Origin of the sequence: Anaerosalibacter sp. Marseille-P3206 (assembly GCF_900155565.1) — a bacterium.
GTDB lineage: Bacteria > Bacillota > Clostridia > Tissierellales > Sporanaerobacteraceae > FUHM01.
Genome location: NZ_FUHM01000002.1, coordinates 427,278 through 442,949, shown reverse-complemented (window position 1 = coordinate 442,949; position 15,672 = coordinate 427,278). Strand labels below are relative to the sequence as shown.

Genomic DNA, 15,672 nt, shown 5'->3' with positions numbered 1-15,672 from the left:
ATTAGGGGGATTAGTATGCCTAAGAGAATTGTGTATTATGGACCATTTAATAACAACAAAAGAGATGACATACTTGAAAAATGCAAAGAATATATAAATGAAAACAAGGGAAATAAGTTTTATTATATTTTACCTAATGGAAAGTTACTTTTAAAGTATAAAGAAAAGATGATAGAGGACAATAGGGTAGTACTAGATGCCAATTTGTTCACTTTTGATAATATTGTAAACAATCTATTGGAAAGAGAATTGTATACTACAATAGGAGCAGAAGTGAGAGAGTCTATTGTTGAAAAGATATTGGGAGAATTAGATGATGAAGGTAAAATAAATCATTATAAGAATGTATCACAAATGGAAGGATTTATTAATTCTGTTTGTTACATAATTGGTGAAATAAAAAGATCTTTAATAACTCCTGAAGAGTTCAAAGAAAGGATACCTGATACTCCTTTTTATAGAGAAATAGCCTTGGTGTATGAGGAGTATCAAGGGTTTTTAAAAGCCAATAAATTGATAGATGTAGAAGAAGCATTTTTCTTGGGATTAGAAATTTTAAGAAAAAAAGATGGATATTTTAGTGATTTAGAATTTGTGATTATTGATGACTTTTTCGATTTTAGACCACAGGAAATAGAATTGCTAAAGGAGATTATAAAATATCCAATAGATGTCTATATTAACATTCCATACAAAAGAGAAACAGAGTTTTCTACTGTAGTTAATACTTTAAAACTTCTAAAAGAGATGGGGTTTGAAGTTGAAGAAATAGATAAGAAGGATAAGAATATCTTTGAGTGCATAGGGGATAAGTTGTTTTGCGAAGAGGTATCACCATTACCTAAGAGTGATAAGATAAAAATGATTAGTGCAGCTAATAAATACTTGGAACTAAAACGAATTTCCCAGGCAATCAAGGCCTTATACAATGATGGTGTAGAACTTAAAGATATGGCTATAGTTTTGACAAATAAAAATGAATATGAAAAGATTCTTTTTGATGTATTTAATGAAGAAGGTATACCTTGTTCTTCAAATGAAGAAATGAGGCTTATAGATGTACCTCTTATAAAGGAATTTTTAAATATCATAAAAGTCAAGTTAAATAATTTTGACAAGGATTGTATTGTAAAGAGGATAAAAAACAGCTATTTTAGTGTTTATAATGGTAGAGATAAGGACAAAGTCGAATATCTACTGTATAAGTTAAATTATAGTGAAATAGAGGATTTAAAATCTATTGTTGAAGAAGAAATGAGAAATGCGGAGTATTTGATAAGTGAGAGTTTAGATAACGAGGAAGCTAATGAAAGATATGAGTGGTTAAGGTTTCTAAATACTTCTCTTGATAAGATTATAGAACAGACCAATAGTATTATAGTCAATGGAAGCCCAGAAGAGCTTATTGACTCTTTAGAGGCTGTTATTGATAGTTATGAATTGAGTAGGAAAATACTTAATATATACAATGAAACCAGAGATTATGATTTGTTTCACAGGGATATTTCAGCATTATCTGTACTTTATGAAGTTCTTGAAAAAATGAAATTAGAAATAAGTATCATTTACAATAAAATCAGCATAGATAATTTTTATGAGATGTTTTTAAGATATTTAGAAAACCAGACTATAGTTAAAACTATAGGTAATAAAAATGGCATAAATATCTTAACTCCTTCTACTGTCCAAGGGGTAAAATATGATGTTATATTTATTGCTGGATTAGTTGGAGGCAAATACCCTATTTTAAAAGGGAACAACTTTTTCTTTAAAGATGAAAACCATGAAAAATTGTGTGATATTGGTTTTGATATCAAAAACTATTATGAGAGATTTGACAAAGAGAGTTTACTCTTTGTGACTGCAGTAACTAGATGTAATGAATTATTGTATTTATCTTTTTCAGCTAGTTCTACTAGTGATGAAGTGAATATTCCATCTATGTTTTTAGATGAATTTAAAAGTGTTTTTGAAGATGGGAAAATAGATGAGATTAAAGTGAGTATGGATTATTTGATCAAGAATGATATTTCAGAAATAACAACAGAAAGTGAATATATAAACCATATACTTTATAAGTATTTTGAAGGAGAAGAAGTAACTGAATATTTCCAAAGATATAATAGTCTTCATAAGGGTGTACTGGATGAGATAGATGGGAAAATTCAATGTGAAGTAGAAAGAGCAAGAGAAGAGTTGAATCCTTACAGGGGCTATATTGGTTCTGAAGAGATAAAAAGGGATATAAGAGAGTATCACAAGGATTTAAACTATTCCATTACCTATTTTGAAACATATGGCAAATGTCCATACAAATTTTTAATGGAGAGAATATTAAAGCTAGAAGGTATTGAAAGATTTTTAGAGGATTTTACACCTTTAGACAGAGGAAATATTTTTCATATGGTTCTTAAATATTATTATTCAAACCATAATAGAGAAATTGCCAATCATATACTTGGTAAAAGTGAATTTACAGTTGATAATACCCTAGATGAAATTAGTAATTATATAAGAGAACTGTTAATTAAAAATGGTGTAAAAAAGATAGATAAACTATGGGAATTGAGAATAGAAAATATGACTAATTCTATTGTAGAATTAGTTAAGATGGATTTGGATAGAATGTCAAAATTAACTGATAAGATGATACCTGTTGATTTTGAAGTGCCTTTTGGATTTGAACAAGAATTTTCCATGAATGTGAAAGGAGATAATATAAGGATATTAGGGAAGATTGATAGAATAGACAAGCTTGTAGGAGAAGAAAAATATGTACTCTATGATTACAAAACTTCTACTTATGGAATTAATAAAATTGTAGATATGTTAGAAGGAATATCCTTTCAGCTACCTGTGTATATAATGGCACAAGGGGAGGATAATGTAATTGGTGGTGGCTATATAACTATATCTAATAAGGAAGTTTCAATGGAGATAGTTAAGGAAAGTGAAAAAGAAATATTAGGAATAAAAAGAAAAAACAAATATGTTTTAGATGAAGAGGAATGGAATAGTCTTATGGAGTGTGTAGTAGAAACCATGAAAGACTATATAGAGAGTATATTCGAAGGTGATTTTTCTATAAATCCAAAGGCTTGTGATGCCTATTGCAGTTATAGTAATATTTGCAGATATAAGGGGAGGTGAGAATATGAAACTTAATGTAAATCAAAAGAAAGCTGTAGAGACTATTGACAAAAATGTTGCGGTAAATGCTGGTGCTGGCTCAGGAAAGACCAAAGTATTAGTTGAGAGATATTTATATATACTAGAAAAGGGAAAACTAAAAGAAGGAAAAGAAATAGAATCAATAGTTGCAATTACTTTTACCAAAAAGGCTAGTCAAGAGATGAAAGAGAGAATAAGAGAAGATATAAGAAAAAAATTCTCAGAAGATAAAAAGTGGAGAAGATTATATAGGGATTTGGAAAAGGCTAATATTTCTACAATACACAGCTTTTGTTCAAAAATACTTAGAGAAAATCCAATTGAAGCTGGTATAGATCCAGAGTTTAGTGTATTAGAAGATTATGAATCAGACAATATATTGTATGAAGCTACAAAACAGCTTATATTAAAGGGTATTGAAACAAGTGAAGAAGTTTATGATTTTGTTAAGTTTTTCAATGTATATAATTTAGATAATTTGATAAATACATTGATGTATCTTTATGAAAAGATTCGTAGTACGGGTTTGTCTTTTGAAGAAGTAGGAGAAATAACTATAAATAATATTGAGAATATCACTTTTGATGAAAAAGATGTTAAACACATAAAAGATGAGTTTGAATACTTGATACCAAAAGGAAGAAAAAACTCAAAGATTTCAAAACTTAAAAATGATCCTATATGGATTGAGTTTGCTCAAAAGGATAAATATGATGAAGATGTGGTTGATATACTTCCATATCTAAAAGAAAATATTGGATCCATGAAGAGTGAAGCTGAGAGAATAGAAGCACTTGAAACTGCTATTGAAAAGACATTATTGATTAAAGAAAAACAAAATATAGTACTCTATAGTACTCTTATTTTTATCTTGAAAGAAATAGACAAAGAATACTCTAAAGAAAAAAGAAGACTTGGTTATTTAGACTATGAAGATCTGCAATTAAAAACATTGAAGCTATTAGAAGATGAAGGCATCAAAAGTAGATATCAAAATAAGTTCAAATATATTATGGTTGACGAATTTCAAGATACCAATGAACTGCAAAAACAGATAATATATAAGTTAACTAGTAGAGATACTATATTAGATAGACAAAACTTATTTGTAGTAGGAGATCCAAAACAGTCTATTTATGCTTTCAGAGGGGCTGATGTAGAGGTTTTTTATGATGTGATGGATGATATTGAAAGTGTTTCAAACATAGCACCAATCAATTTGGAGGAAAACTATAGAAGTGTAAATACTGTACTTGAATTTATAAATAAAATATTTGAGAAGCTTATGATAAAAAAATACGATCCACTAAAACCGGTTAATGAGTCATCTAATAGTGTGGATGTTGAAATACTTGAAAATAGTGAGTTAGAAGTACCTGAAGGCGAGACAAAAGGAGATTTTAACAAGTATTATGAAAGTAGATTGATAGCAAAGAGAATCAAGCAATTAGTAGAAGAAGGGTACCAATATAAGGATTTTGCCATATTATTTAGATCCACTACAGATGATTACATGTATGAAGAGGCATTGAAAGAGTACAATATCCCATATTATAATTTAGGTGGAAAGGGATTTTTTAAGCAAGAAGAAATAGTTGATTTGATTAATGCCATTAAAGGAATAAGTAATATTTATGATGATATTTCTATTGTAGGAACACTTAGAAGTCCAATGTTTGGCTTATCTGATGAAACTATTTATTGGATATTAAGAGAAAAGGGAGATTGTATTTTGGATTCATTAAAGGAAAGGGCAAAAGATGCTTATGATGTACTTTCCTTATTAATATTGAAAAGTGATTTATTGAACCCTTATGAACTATTAAATGAACTAATTGAAAAAACTCATTATAAAGAGGTTTTACTGCTTAAATATGGTGGAAAACAGAGATTAGCCAATGTTCATAAGTTTGTTGAATTGGCTAGACAGTACTCTGAAGAGGAGAATGGTACATTAACTGATTTTATTGATTATATAGATGAATTAAATAGAAGTGATATTGATGAATCACAGGCCAAAATAGAATCAGAAGATGGAGATAGCGTGAAATTGATGACAATTCATAAGTCTAAAGGGCTTCAATTTAAAGTTGTCATCATACCTCAAATGTCTAAAAGATTTAATACGGATAAAAGTAATATATTATTTGATAAGAATTTAGGTTTAGGTATAAAACAGGAAGATTCTTCACCAAGATACAATGAAATAAAAGCTGTAATGAATGAAAAAGACGAGGAAGAAAATAAGAGAATACTATATGTAGCTATGACTAGAGCAAAAGAAAAGCTTATATTGGGCAATCAAGGAAGTGAAGCTGGATTTAAGAAGTTTATCAGTGAACTATTAGATTTTGTCAAATATGATTTAATCGAAGATATATCTATGGATAGTGAGTTAACAGAAGAAGTAAAAGCATTAGATGATGAATTTAAACACACATTACAATTTAGAAAAGAAGATTTTCCATTGATAGGAGAGATTCCAGGATATAATCAAAGGAGTTTTGCCAGTTTTTCAGTATCTCAATATTTGTCTTTTAGGGAATGTAAGAGGAGATTTTACATGACTTATTACAAGCGATTACCATTAGTTCAGTATGAAGAAGTTGATTCTTATGAAGAAACAAGTACAAATATACTTAAACCAACTGTAAGAGGAGAAATAGTACACAAATTTTGTGAAATATATAGGAATGGGATGGAATCTAAGTCGTTACTTGAAGAGATTATTCGTTCTTATGGCTTGAAATCCAATGATAATATCATTCAAGAACTTAATCCTTATATAGAAAATTATATAAGTAATTATGTTGAAGATTATGATGATATGTACAATGAAAAGGAGTTTTACTATAGACTTGACAAGGGCATTATATATGGAATTATTGATAGAATATATATTAAAGAAGATATGATTGAAATAGTAGATTTTAAGACCAATAGGATATATAATAAACAAGTTCTCATTGATAAATATAAACCTCAATTGCAATTATATGCTAAAGTATGTAATGATATATTTGGGAAAAAGGTAAGAGCGAGCCTATTATTGTTAGAAAGTGGTGAATTAGTCGATATTGATGTTAGTGAAGAATCTCTAGAAAAAACCATAGCTAATTTAAATGATTTTATAGAATATGTTTCAAATAATAGTGAAATTGAAAAGTATGAAAGAGGTAAGGATTGTAGTAATTATTGCCCATTTAAATTGATTTGCAATCAGGTTTAAGTTTAGGAGGTGTTTTATGCTTATCATAGGAATATTATTTATCCTATTTGGGATGTATGTTATAATTAGTGATAAATATAAATTAGTAAATAATAATGGTGTAAAGGAATTTGTAATAAAAGAAGAGTTTAAAAAAGATAGACTTTATAGATATAAGATAGCATTAGGATTATTTTCTACTGTACTTGGAGTGTTTAGTATTCTCAACTATATTATCTACTAAAGGGTGTTTATGATGGGGAACAGAAAAATATTATTGTTTTTAATAATTTTCATCTTATTTTCAAGTAATGTAGCTCATGGGATAAGTGAAGAAAAAACTATAATTATAGTATTAGATGAACTGGATTTAGACTTGGTTAATGAATTAGATAATGATAATTTTTCAATGGGGTTAATGAATTCTAAAAATAGGGGTTCATATGATGAGATAAGTTATTTTATGACTATTGCTTTAGGGAGAAAGGTTAAGATAAAAGAGGGACAGTTTGAAGGACTAGAAAAAATAGATGATGGCAGTATAAAAGTTCATGGTTTTGAAACAATCAAATCTGATTTAGAAAAGCTATCTCCTCAACATATTGAAAAGATTCATACTTTAGGAGAAAAATTAAATAAAGAAGGCATTTCATACATAGGAGAAGATGCTTCTTCTCTTATAGCCTGTGACAATGATGGAAAAATAGATTTTGGGGAAACGAAAGTACTATATGATGAAAAATGGCTTAAAAAGAAGACTAAATATCATTTATCAAATTCTAATGTGCTGGTATTGTCTTATGATTTAGAAGAGAAAAGTGAAAGAATAGAGTTACTTAAGGACTATTTAGATTATATTAAGGAATACAATATAATCCTTTTTCCAAAAGAAGTTTCAGGCTCAATGAAAAAGATGACAAATAGTTCACTAGTTCCCATATTGTATAGTAATTTAAATTTGAAGCCTGGAATTCTTACTAGTGATTCTACAAGAAGAAAGGGAATTATCACCAGTTTGGATGTTTCTTCACAGGTGATGAGTATTTATGATATCAAAGATAAGACTAGTATCGGAAAGAGTTTTCGTATTTATTCAAGTGACAACACAAAAGAAGAACTTTCTATGATATTTAAAGAAGTAATTAATATGACATGGATTACTTATATATTCCATGGAATTGTATATTTGATACAGTTATGTTTTGCTTATTTTTTTATAAAAGATAGAAGAGATATGTATTGGGAAATTACTTTTTATTTAAACTTTATTATAATAACTATATTTGTCTCCCTTATGTTAGGAGTCTTTAATTTACAAAAGAATTTATTCATCTACATGATTACTTGTATTATGTTAAGCTATAGTATATCTTATTTTGTTACACAAAAGAAATTAAATGCAGTTGTGTTTTTTTCGTTTTTAACATATGTAACTATGTTGATAGGTATATTTTTTAGACCTGAATTTTTGTATAATTCCTACATAGGATATGACAATCTAGTAGTAGGTAGTAGATTTTATGGATTTAATAATGGGGCAATGGCTGTTTTATTGGCAACTTCGATAATTAGTTATTTTTCTATAAAAGATACTTTTAGCAATGAAGTATTAGAAAAGTTTTTAGTTCTTGTTATTTTTTTATTAAATATATTTGCTTTATCTGCTAAGTTTGGAGCAAATACTGGGGGATTTTTCACTTCTATTGTACTGTTTTTAGTTATGTTGTATATGGTATTTTTTAAAAAAGAATTCACTTTTAAAAATTTGATTATCCTTGTTTTGATTGGAGGATTAATACTGTTTTTAAATTTATTTCTTGATTTATATAGCGTAGAACAAAGTCATGCTGGAAGTCTTATCTATAGAGCAAAAATATTAGGTAAAAAAGAAGTATATAATATTATAAAGGTAAAATTAAAAGAACTTTTAGCTTATACAATATTACCACCATGGAGTTTGGTTTTAGTTAGTCAAATATTATTTATAAAGAGTTTTTGGAAAAAAGCAAAGAATAGATTTCCTTGCCTTTTGGATATTAGACCTGAAATACGTAAAGAATATATAATATTTATTATAACAGCTATTACTGCTTTATTAGTTAATGACACAGGTTCTATTGCCTTTATATATATGATTCAATACCTTTTGGCATTGTTTGTAAATATTTCTATATCCAAAGAAGTATAATCCAGCCATAGTTTTTTGGCTGGTTTTTCATGTTTAAAAAGTATTTTTATAAATAACTATTAAAAAGGGATAAAAAGTGGTAACATAATATTTACAGAAAAAATAGAAAGGTGATTGCATGATAGATTTAGATATATTTGAAAGAGTATTAAATAGAGTTGAAAAACCTGCAAGATATATTGGCATGGAACAGAATATGATAAAGAAAGATCTTGATAATATAGATGTAAAATTTACCTTTGCTTTTCCAGATATATATGATGTAGGCATGTCTCACTTGGGGCTTCATATACTCTATAATCTTATAAACGAAAGAGAAGATTGTTGTTGTGAAAGAGTATTTGCACCTTGGGTTGACATGGAAAATGAAATGAGGCAAGAAAACATTCCCCTTTTTACATTAGAAAACAAAGAACCAATTAATAATTTTGATTTTGTTGGGTTTACTCTTCAATATGAAATGAGCTACACAAATATAATAAATATGCTGGATTTGGGTAATATCCCTATATATGCAAAAGATAGAACAGATGATGACCCAATTGTAATTGGTGGTGGTCCTTGTGTATACAATCCAGAACCCCTCGCAGATATATTTGATATGTTTGTTATAGGAGAAGGAGAAGAAGTATTGTATGAAATATTTGATGAGTATAAAGCTTGTAAGAAATCAAATATTAGTAAGGATGAATTTTTAATTCGTGTAAGTAGAATAGAAGGGGTATATGTACCAAAGTTATATGATGTTAATTACAATGAAGATGGTACTATAAAGTCGATGTTACCAAATGCCGATGGGGTTCCTCAAAAAGTTAAAAAGAGAATAATGAGTGATTTAGATAAATCCTATTATCAAGAAAAAATGTTGGTTCCATATATTGAAATTGTTCACAGTAGAATAGGATTAGAGATATTTCGTGGTTGCACTAGAGGTTGTAGATTTTGCCAAGCTGGCATGATATATAGACCTGTAAGAGAAAAAAGCACTGAAACTCTAATCAATTTATCTGAAAAACTTGTTGAGTCTACTGGTTATGAGGATATTTCTCTAATATCTTTAAGTTCTTGCGATTATTCAAATTTAGAGGTTTTGATTAGAGAATTGATAAATAAATATAGCGAGAAGAGAGTTGGAGTATCATTGCCATCTTTAAGACTAGATTCTTTTACTAAGGATGTCATACAAGAGATTGAAAAGGTTAGAAAAACAGGGCTTACCTTTGCACCAGAAGCTGGAAGTCAAAGGCTTAGGGATGTAATCAATAAAGGCGTAACAGAAGAAGACTTAGAAAGAACTGTAACTTATGCATTTCAAGAAGGTTGGTCTAGGGTAAAACTATACTTTATGATAGGTTTGCCTACAGAAACTGATGAAGATGTTTTGGGCATAAAGGAGCTTGGATATAAAGTAAAAGACATATTTTTCAGTATTCCAAAAGAACAAAGAAAGGGTAATTTTACTGTTACAGTTAGTGCTTCTTGTTTTGTACCAAAACCTTTTACACCATTTCAATGGGTTGGTCAAAACTCTATTGAAGAGTTTAGTAGAAAAATAGATTTACTAAAGGACAATATTAGAGATAGAAAAGTTATATTTAACTATCATAATCCTGAATTGAGCTATTTAGAAGCAGTTTTGGCTAGGGGAGATAGGAATATTTGTAAAGCATTAGTTGCTGCTTGGGAAAGTGGATGTAAGTTTGATGGCTGGTCAGATTTATTTGACTATGATAAATGGATAGAAGCTTTTCGTAAGCTAGATATAGATCCGGATTTTTATGCTGCAAGGGAAAGAAGTTTAGATGAAGTATTTCCTTGGGACTTTATTGAAGCAGGAGTTTCGAAAGAGTATCTTAAGAGAGAATATGAGAAAGCACAAAGAGAAGAATTGACAAGAGATTGTAGATTAGGATGTACTGGTTGTGGTGTTAACAAAAACTTTTCAGGTGGTGTTTGCAATTGATTTTGAGAGTTAAATTTACTAAAGAAAATTATTTAAAATATATATCCCATCTTGATACTATGAGGTTTTTTCAAAGGATGTTTAGAATGGCTGATATTCCTATTGCCTATTCTGAAGGATTCAATCCTCATCCAAAGTTTTCTATAGCTTCTGCTCTTTCCTTAGGAATATCAAGTCAAGGTGAGTATATGGACATTGAGCTTGAAAAGAGTATTCCTGTTGAAACATTTATTGAAAGAATGAATGGAGTGTTACCTGATAATGTTAGAATATTGGATGCAAAATATACTGAGGATAATAGATCTATTTCATCATTGATAAGATGGGGATACTATAATATACAGTTTGAAATCGGTAATGAGGAAATGACTCAAGAAAAACTTGAAGAAGTGATGAAGTCATTTTTATCAGAAGAGAGCATAATAATTAAAAAAGAGAAAAGAAAAAGAAAAAAGCTAATTGAAAGAGAAGTAAATATAAGACCACAAATAGGAAATGTTATCTTAAAGGCTATAGATAATAATGTTGTAAAATTAAATGTACTTCTTAAAACAGGTGATAGTGGAAATTTAAAACCAACAGATTTTCTTAAGGGGTTAGCTGAGTATACTGGCCTAAAAATAATAGATGATTCTATAAAGATACACAGAGTCGATTTATACACTGAAGAGGAAAACAAAATAGTAAGTCCCCTTTAAATAAGGAGAGATATTATGAAAAATATATTAATAGACGTTAGAGGAGAAAAAAATCATATAGCAATATTGGAAGAAGAAAAGCTGGTAGAATGCTATATTGAGGTAGAGGAAAAAAAAATATTAGGGAATATTTATAGAGGCAGGGTAATAAATGTACTTCCAGGTATGGAAGCTGCTTTTGTAGATATAGGTGTAGGCAAGAATGCTTATTTATATATAAAGGATGCATTGCCTAAAAATGTAGACATCAAAAATGTTTCTATAAATGATATAATAAAATGTGGAGATGAAATAATAGTACAAGTAATTAAAGAAGCTATAGGCAGCAAAGGACCTAAAATAACTACCCATTTAACTCTTCCTGGTAGGTATGTTGTTTTAACTCCCTATTCTAGCAAGATATCAGTTTCTAGGAAGATTACTAATCCTCAGGAAAATAATAGACTTACAGAAATTGGCAATGAGATTAAAAAAGATCAGATGGGGTTTATCATGAGAACTGCTGCAAAAGATGTAGATAGGGAATCAATAGAAAAGGATTTAAACTTATTGATAAATATATACAATAAAATAGATAGAGAAAGACATTTTGCCCCTACACCTAAACTGGTTTATAGGGAAATAGGTATGATTCATAAGATTGTTAGGGATGTTTTTGTAAATCCAACTGACAAAATGATTGTTAATGATAAGGATAAATATGAAAGCATAATTGAATTGCTAGAATATATTTCACCAGAATTGAATGATAGGGTTGAACTGAGAGATAAAGAAGATATTTTTCAGATATTCAATGTAAAGGAGAAAATTAAAAATATATTTAACAGAGAAATCCCCTTAGAATGTGGTGGATATATTGTCATTGATGAAACTGAGGCTTTGACTTCTATTGATGTAAATACTGGTAAATATATTGGGAATTTAAGTTTAGAAGAGACTATAGTAAAGACTAATTTAGAAGCAACTGAGGAAATAGCAAGACAATTAAGACTTAGAGATATAGGTGGAATAATAATAATAGATTTTATAGATATGGATGATGAAGAAGATATTAAAATAGTATTAAATAAATTAGATAAAGAACTTAAGAAAGATAGGACTAAATCTAATGTGTTTGGCATTACAAAATTGGGATTGGTTGAGATGACTAGAAAAAAAGTTAGAAACAGACTTTCATGGAATTTTGCTCAACTATGTCCTTATTGTAAAGGAACAGGAAAAATAATTGAATTTAATGATTGACAAATAAATGTGAATTTGATAAAATCTAAGTCTGTAGGTAGCCGCACAATGTGGGTTTTAAAGCATAGTCACCTAACATTGGCGAGACTGGATAGAGGAGGTGCAATATAAATGTATGCTGTAATAGAAACAGGAGGAAAACAATATAGGGTTCAAGAAGGAGATACAATCTTTGTTGAAAAACTAAATCATTCTGAAGGAGAAAAAGTAGCTTTTGATAAAGTTCTTTTTGTTTCAAAAGAAAATGATGTAGTTGTTGGAAAACCTTATGTTGAAGGTGCTAAAGTAGAAGGAACTGTTTTAGAACAAGGAAAAGGAAAGAAAGTAGTTGTTTTTAGATACAAATCAAAGAAAGATTACAGAAAGAAACAAGGTCATCGTCAACCTTATACAAAGGTAAAAGTTGAAAAGATATTAGGTTAATTGAAATGACTAGAATTACATTATATAAAGATGTTAATGGCAGTATTTTTAAATATACTGTTGAAGGCCATGCTGGATATTCAACAAGTGGAAACGATATAGTGTGTGCAGCTATTTCTATGCTTGTACAGACTACATTGATTGCACTAAATGAAGTAAGTAAAATTGATGAAAATAATATTGATTATAATATTGATGAGAAAAAAGGAATACTAGAAGTTTCTATTCCAAGGAATCTTCCTGAAAAACAGATTTACGATGCAAATATTATACTAAAGACAATGGAAGTTGGAATAAAAGCTTTGATCGAAAGTTACCCAAAATATATTACTCTCAGATATGGGGAGGTGTAAAGAGATGATAAAATTAAATTTACAGTTATTTGCTCATAAAAAAGGAGTAGGTAGTTCAAGAAACGGCCGTGATAGTGAATCAAAAAGGCTGGGCGTAAAAAGAGGAGACGGACAACTTGTATTAGCTGGAAATATTCTTGTACGCCAAAGAGGAACTAGAATTCATCCTGGTGAAAATGTAGGTAGAGGCAGTGACGATACTTTATTTGCAAAAGTAGATGGTGTAGTTACTTTTGAAAGAAAAGGTAAAGATAAAAAACAAGTTAGTGTATATCCAGTTGAAGAACTAGCATAGTCGAAATTATAGCTTACCACAAAGGTAAGCTTTTTTTGTCTTAATGTGTTTTTAGCTGGTTTAGTTCAAAACAAGGAGGAATAATGTGCAAAAGGGGAAAATGGATTATATTGCTTATATAAAAGAAAGTCTTAGGGGTCAAAGACATGATTTTATGAACTATTTTCAAATAGTATATGCATATATTCAACTTGGGAAGACAAATGAAGCTATTGATAGTATAAATAAAGTAATAAGTTTAAATATGAGTTTAAGTAATATATATAATCTGTCGTTATTTCATGTAAGTGTATATCTAGATAGGATGGTTAGAGAATTAGATGATTTAGAACATGAAATAATAATAAAAGTAAACAATCATACTGATTATGACTTAAGACTTATAGATAATGAGAAAGAAATATTAGATGACTTAGATTGTATTTTTAAAGGCTTTATGGATAGTGATGATGTCGGTATAATTAATATTGAAGTGGAAGAATTTGAAGATAGTATAAGATTTTTATTTGTAGGGAAAAATAAATCAAGTTCAACTTATGCCTTTACTATTAGACCTTAAAATAAGCCAATTAATATATTGACAGGCCTATAAGAATTGGTATAATAAAATTATTGAGAATAAGAAGAGTGGGATAGGATGATATTATGTTTGTAGATATAGCAAAGATACAAGTAAAAGCGGGAAAAGGCGGAGATGGAGCCGTTGCCTTTAGAAGAGAAAAGTTTGAACCATCAGGAGGCCCTTTTGGTGGAGATGGTGGTAACGGTGGAAGTATTATACTAGTCGTTGATGATGGTATAAGAACATTAATGGATTTTAAATACAAAAAACACTATCAAGCAGAGAATGGTGAAAATGGAAGAACTAAAAAACAATATGGTAAAAAGGGAAATGATTTAATACTTAAAGTACCACGAGGAACTATTGTAAAAGATAAGGATTCAGGAAAAGTAATAGTAGATTTAAAAGAAGATGGTGAAAGTTTTACTATAGTTAAAGGTGGTAAAGGTGGTAGAGGTAATGCTAAGTTTGCTACTTCTACTAGGCAAGCTCCTAGGTTTGCCGAGGCAGGAGAAAAAGGTGAAGAAAGAACTATATTACTAGAATTAAAGCTTATTGCAGATGTAGGTTTAGTAGGCTTTCCTAATGTAGGTAAATCAACTTTACTTTCATTTTTGTCAGCTGCAAAACCTAAGATAGCAAACTATCCATTTACTACCCTAAAACCTAATTTAGGTGTAGTGAGGATTGAAGAAGGTAAGAGCTTTGTGATTGCCGATATACCAGGGCTTATAGAAGGTGCCCATCAAGGTGCTGGATTAGGACATGAGTTTCTTCGTCATGTTGAGAGGACTAAGTTGATAGTTCACCTAATTGATGCTTCGGGTATAGATGGAAGAAATCCAATTGAAGATTTTTATAAGATAAATGAGGAGTTGGTAAAATATAGCGAAAAATTATCGGAAAAACCTCAAATAGTTGTTGCCAACAAAATGGATATAGAAACATCTAAAGAATGGTATGATAGTATGAAAAAAGAATTAGCAAAACAAGGATATGAGATTTATCCTATTTCAGCTGCTACTGGAGAAGGTGTAAGTGCCCTTAAGTATGCTATATGGGATAAGCTTTCAACTATAGAAACTTCATACGAAACTTTTGATGAACCTATAGAATATGATGAAGTTGAAGAAGAAGTAGATGATATAATTGTAAGAGTTGAAGATGGAAAATTCATTGTGGAAGGCGATTTTATTGAAAAAGTTTTATATTCTACAAATTTTGATGATATAGATTCATTAAGATACTTTCAAAACACATTGAGGAGGAAGGGAATAATAGATGAGCTCAAAAGGCTAGGAGTTGCAGAAAATGATCCTGTTTATATTTGTGGATATGAATTTGAATTTTTTGAATAATAAAATGGAGGTTTAGGATAAAAATGGAGTGCTTCAACTGTGGAAATTGCAAAGAAAATCAACCTACTTATTATTGTCCAGCTAGGAATGAAGTGGTTATAAATGAGAATTATGTACCAGAAGATAGAAATAGAACTGGCTGGAAAAAAGGAAGCAAGGAATATGAAGTTCACAGAAGAAAATCAAGAACTGAAGTAGAAGTATAATTATA

13 protein-coding genes are annotated in these 15,672 nt (G+C 29.3%); all 13 read left to right on the top strand.

Annotated features, from left to right (window positions below):
* The first annotated feature begins 15 nt into the window (after nucleotides 1-15).
* The 13 genes from BQ9840_RS03445 to BQ9840_RS03385 all read left to right on the top strand — a co-directional run bounded on the left by BQ9840_RS03445 (nucleotide 16) and on the right by BQ9840_RS03385 (nucleotide 15,667).
* Nucleotides 16-3,150, top strand: coding sequence for a PD-(D/E)XK nuclease family protein (locus tag BQ9840_RS03445; protein WP_077368086.1), 3,135 nt, complete (start codon nucleotides 16-18; stop codon nucleotides 3,148-3,150).
* 4 nt (nucleotides 3,151-3,154) lie between these two features.
* A complete protein-coding gene (locus tag BQ9840_RS03440) occupies nucleotides 3,155-6,400 on the top strand; it encodes a UvrD-helicase domain-containing protein (protein WP_159436068.1) in 3,246 nt (1,081 codons plus the stop codon).
* A 16-nt stretch (nucleotides 6,401-6,416) separates the two neighbouring features.
* Complete coding sequence (locus BQ9840_RS03435; RefSeq protein ID WP_077368080.1) at nucleotides 6,417-6,623, top strand: hypothetical protein; 207 nt, start codon at nucleotides 6,417-6,419, stop codon at nucleotides 6,621-6,623.
* 12 nt (nucleotides 6,624-6,635) lie between these two features.
* Nucleotides 6,636-8,567, top strand: a complete 1,932-nt coding sequence (locus BQ9840_RS03430) for an O-antigen polymerase (protein WP_077368078.1) — start codon at nucleotides 6,636-6,638, stop codon at nucleotides 8,565-8,567.
* Nucleotides 8,568-8,685: 118 nt separating this feature from the next.
* Nucleotides 8,686-10,530 carry a TIGR03960 family B12-binding radical SAM protein gene (locus tag BQ9840_RS03425; protein WP_077368076.1) on the top strand — a complete coding sequence of 615 codons (1,845 nt, stop codon included), beginning with the start codon at nucleotides 8,686-8,688 and terminating at the stop codon, nucleotides 10,528-10,530.
* A 2-nt stretch (nucleotides 10,531-10,532) separates the two neighbouring features.
* Nucleotides 10,533-11,228 (top strand): TIGR03936 family radical SAM-associated protein, encoded by a 696-nt coding sequence (locus BQ9840_RS03420; protein ID WP_200804858.1) that lies wholly within the window; start codon nucleotides 10,533-10,535, stop codon nucleotides 11,226-11,228.
* A gap of 15 nt (nucleotides 11,229-11,243) precedes the next feature.
* Nucleotides 11,244-12,470 carry an Rne/Rng family ribonuclease gene (locus BQ9840_RS03415; RefSeq protein WP_077368071.1) on the top strand — a complete coding sequence of 409 codons (1,227 nt, stop codon included), beginning with the start codon at nucleotides 11,244-11,246 and terminating at the stop codon, nucleotides 12,468-12,470.
* Between the two features lie 111 nt (nucleotides 12,471-12,581).
* On the top strand, nucleotides 12,582-12,893 hold the full coding sequence (rplU, locus tag BQ9840_RS03410) for a 50S ribosomal protein L21 (RefSeq protein WP_077368068.1): 312 nt from the start codon (nucleotides 12,582-12,584) through the stop codon (nucleotides 12,891-12,893).
* Nucleotides 12,894-12,898: 5 nt separating this feature from the next.
* Entirely contained in the window at nucleotides 12,899-13,246 is a 348-nt protein-coding gene (locus tag BQ9840_RS03405) for a ribosomal-processing cysteine protease Prp (RefSeq protein ID WP_077368066.1), read from the top strand.
* A 4-nt stretch (nucleotides 13,247-13,250) separates the two neighbouring features.
* A complete protein-coding gene (rpmA, locus tag BQ9840_RS03400) occupies nucleotides 13,251-13,541 on the top strand; it encodes a 50S ribosomal protein L27 (RefSeq protein ID WP_077368064.1) in 291 nt (96 codons plus the stop codon).
* A gap of 85 nt (nucleotides 13,542-13,626) precedes the next feature.
* Complete coding sequence (locus BQ9840_RS03395) at nucleotides 13,627-14,100, top strand: Spo0B domain-containing protein (protein WP_077368061.1); 474 nt, start codon at nucleotides 13,627-13,629, stop codon at nucleotides 14,098-14,100.
* Nucleotides 14,101-14,186: 86 nt separating this feature from the next.
* Nucleotides 14,187-15,461: a GTPase ObgE gene (obgE, locus tag BQ9840_RS03390; RefSeq protein WP_077368058.1), complete on the top strand. Its 1,275-nt coding sequence runs from the start codon at nucleotides 14,187-14,189 to the stop codon at nucleotides 15,459-15,461.
* Nucleotides 15,462-15,484: 23 nt separating this feature from the next.
* A complete protein-coding gene (locus BQ9840_RS03385) occupies nucleotides 15,485-15,667 on the top strand; it encodes a hypothetical protein (protein ID WP_077368055.1) in 183 nt (60 codons plus the stop codon).
* Nucleotides 15,668-15,672 lie beyond the last annotated feature (5 nt).

Bases quoted from the DNA above. Each gene is read 5' to 3' on its own strand.
- BQ9840_RS03445 (WP_077368086.1), top strand. From the start codon at position 16: ATGCCTAAGAGAATTGTGTATTATGGACCATTTAATAACAACAAAAGA.
- BQ9840_RS03440 (WP_159436068.1), top strand. From the start codon at position 3,155: ATGAAACTTAATGTAAATCAAAAGAAAGCTGTAGAGACTATTGACAAA.
- BQ9840_RS03435 (WP_077368080.1), top strand. From the start codon at position 6,417: ATGCTTATCATAGGAATATTATTTATCCTATTTGGGATGTATGTTATA.
- BQ9840_RS03430 (WP_077368078.1), top strand. From the start codon at position 6,636: ATGGGGAACAGAAAAATATTATTGTTTTTAATAATTTTCATCTTATTT.
- BQ9840_RS03425 (WP_077368076.1), top strand. From the start codon at position 8,686: ATGATAGATTTAGATATATTTGAAAGAGTATTAAATAGAGTTGAAAAA.
- BQ9840_RS03415 (WP_077368071.1), top strand. From the start codon at position 11,244: ATGAAAAATATATTAATAGACGTTAGAGGAGAAAAAAATCATATAGCA.
- rplU (WP_077368068.1), top strand. From the start codon at position 12,582: ATGTATGCTGTAATAGAAACAGGAGGAAAACAATATAGGGTTCAAGAA.
- BQ9840_RS03405 (WP_077368066.1), top strand. From the start codon at position 12,899: ATGACTAGAATTACATTATATAAAGATGTTAATGGCAGTATTTTTAAA.
- rpmA (WP_077368064.1), top strand. From the start codon at position 13,251: ATGATAAAATTAAATTTACAGTTATTTGCTCATAAAAAAGGAGTAGGT.
- obgE (WP_077368058.1), top strand. From the start codon at position 14,187: ATGTTTGTAGATATAGCAAAGATACAAGTAAAAGCGGGAAAAGGCGGA.
- BQ9840_RS03385 (WP_077368055.1), top strand. From the start codon at position 15,485: ATGGAGTGCTTCAACTGTGGAAATTGCAAAGAAAATCAACCTACTTAT.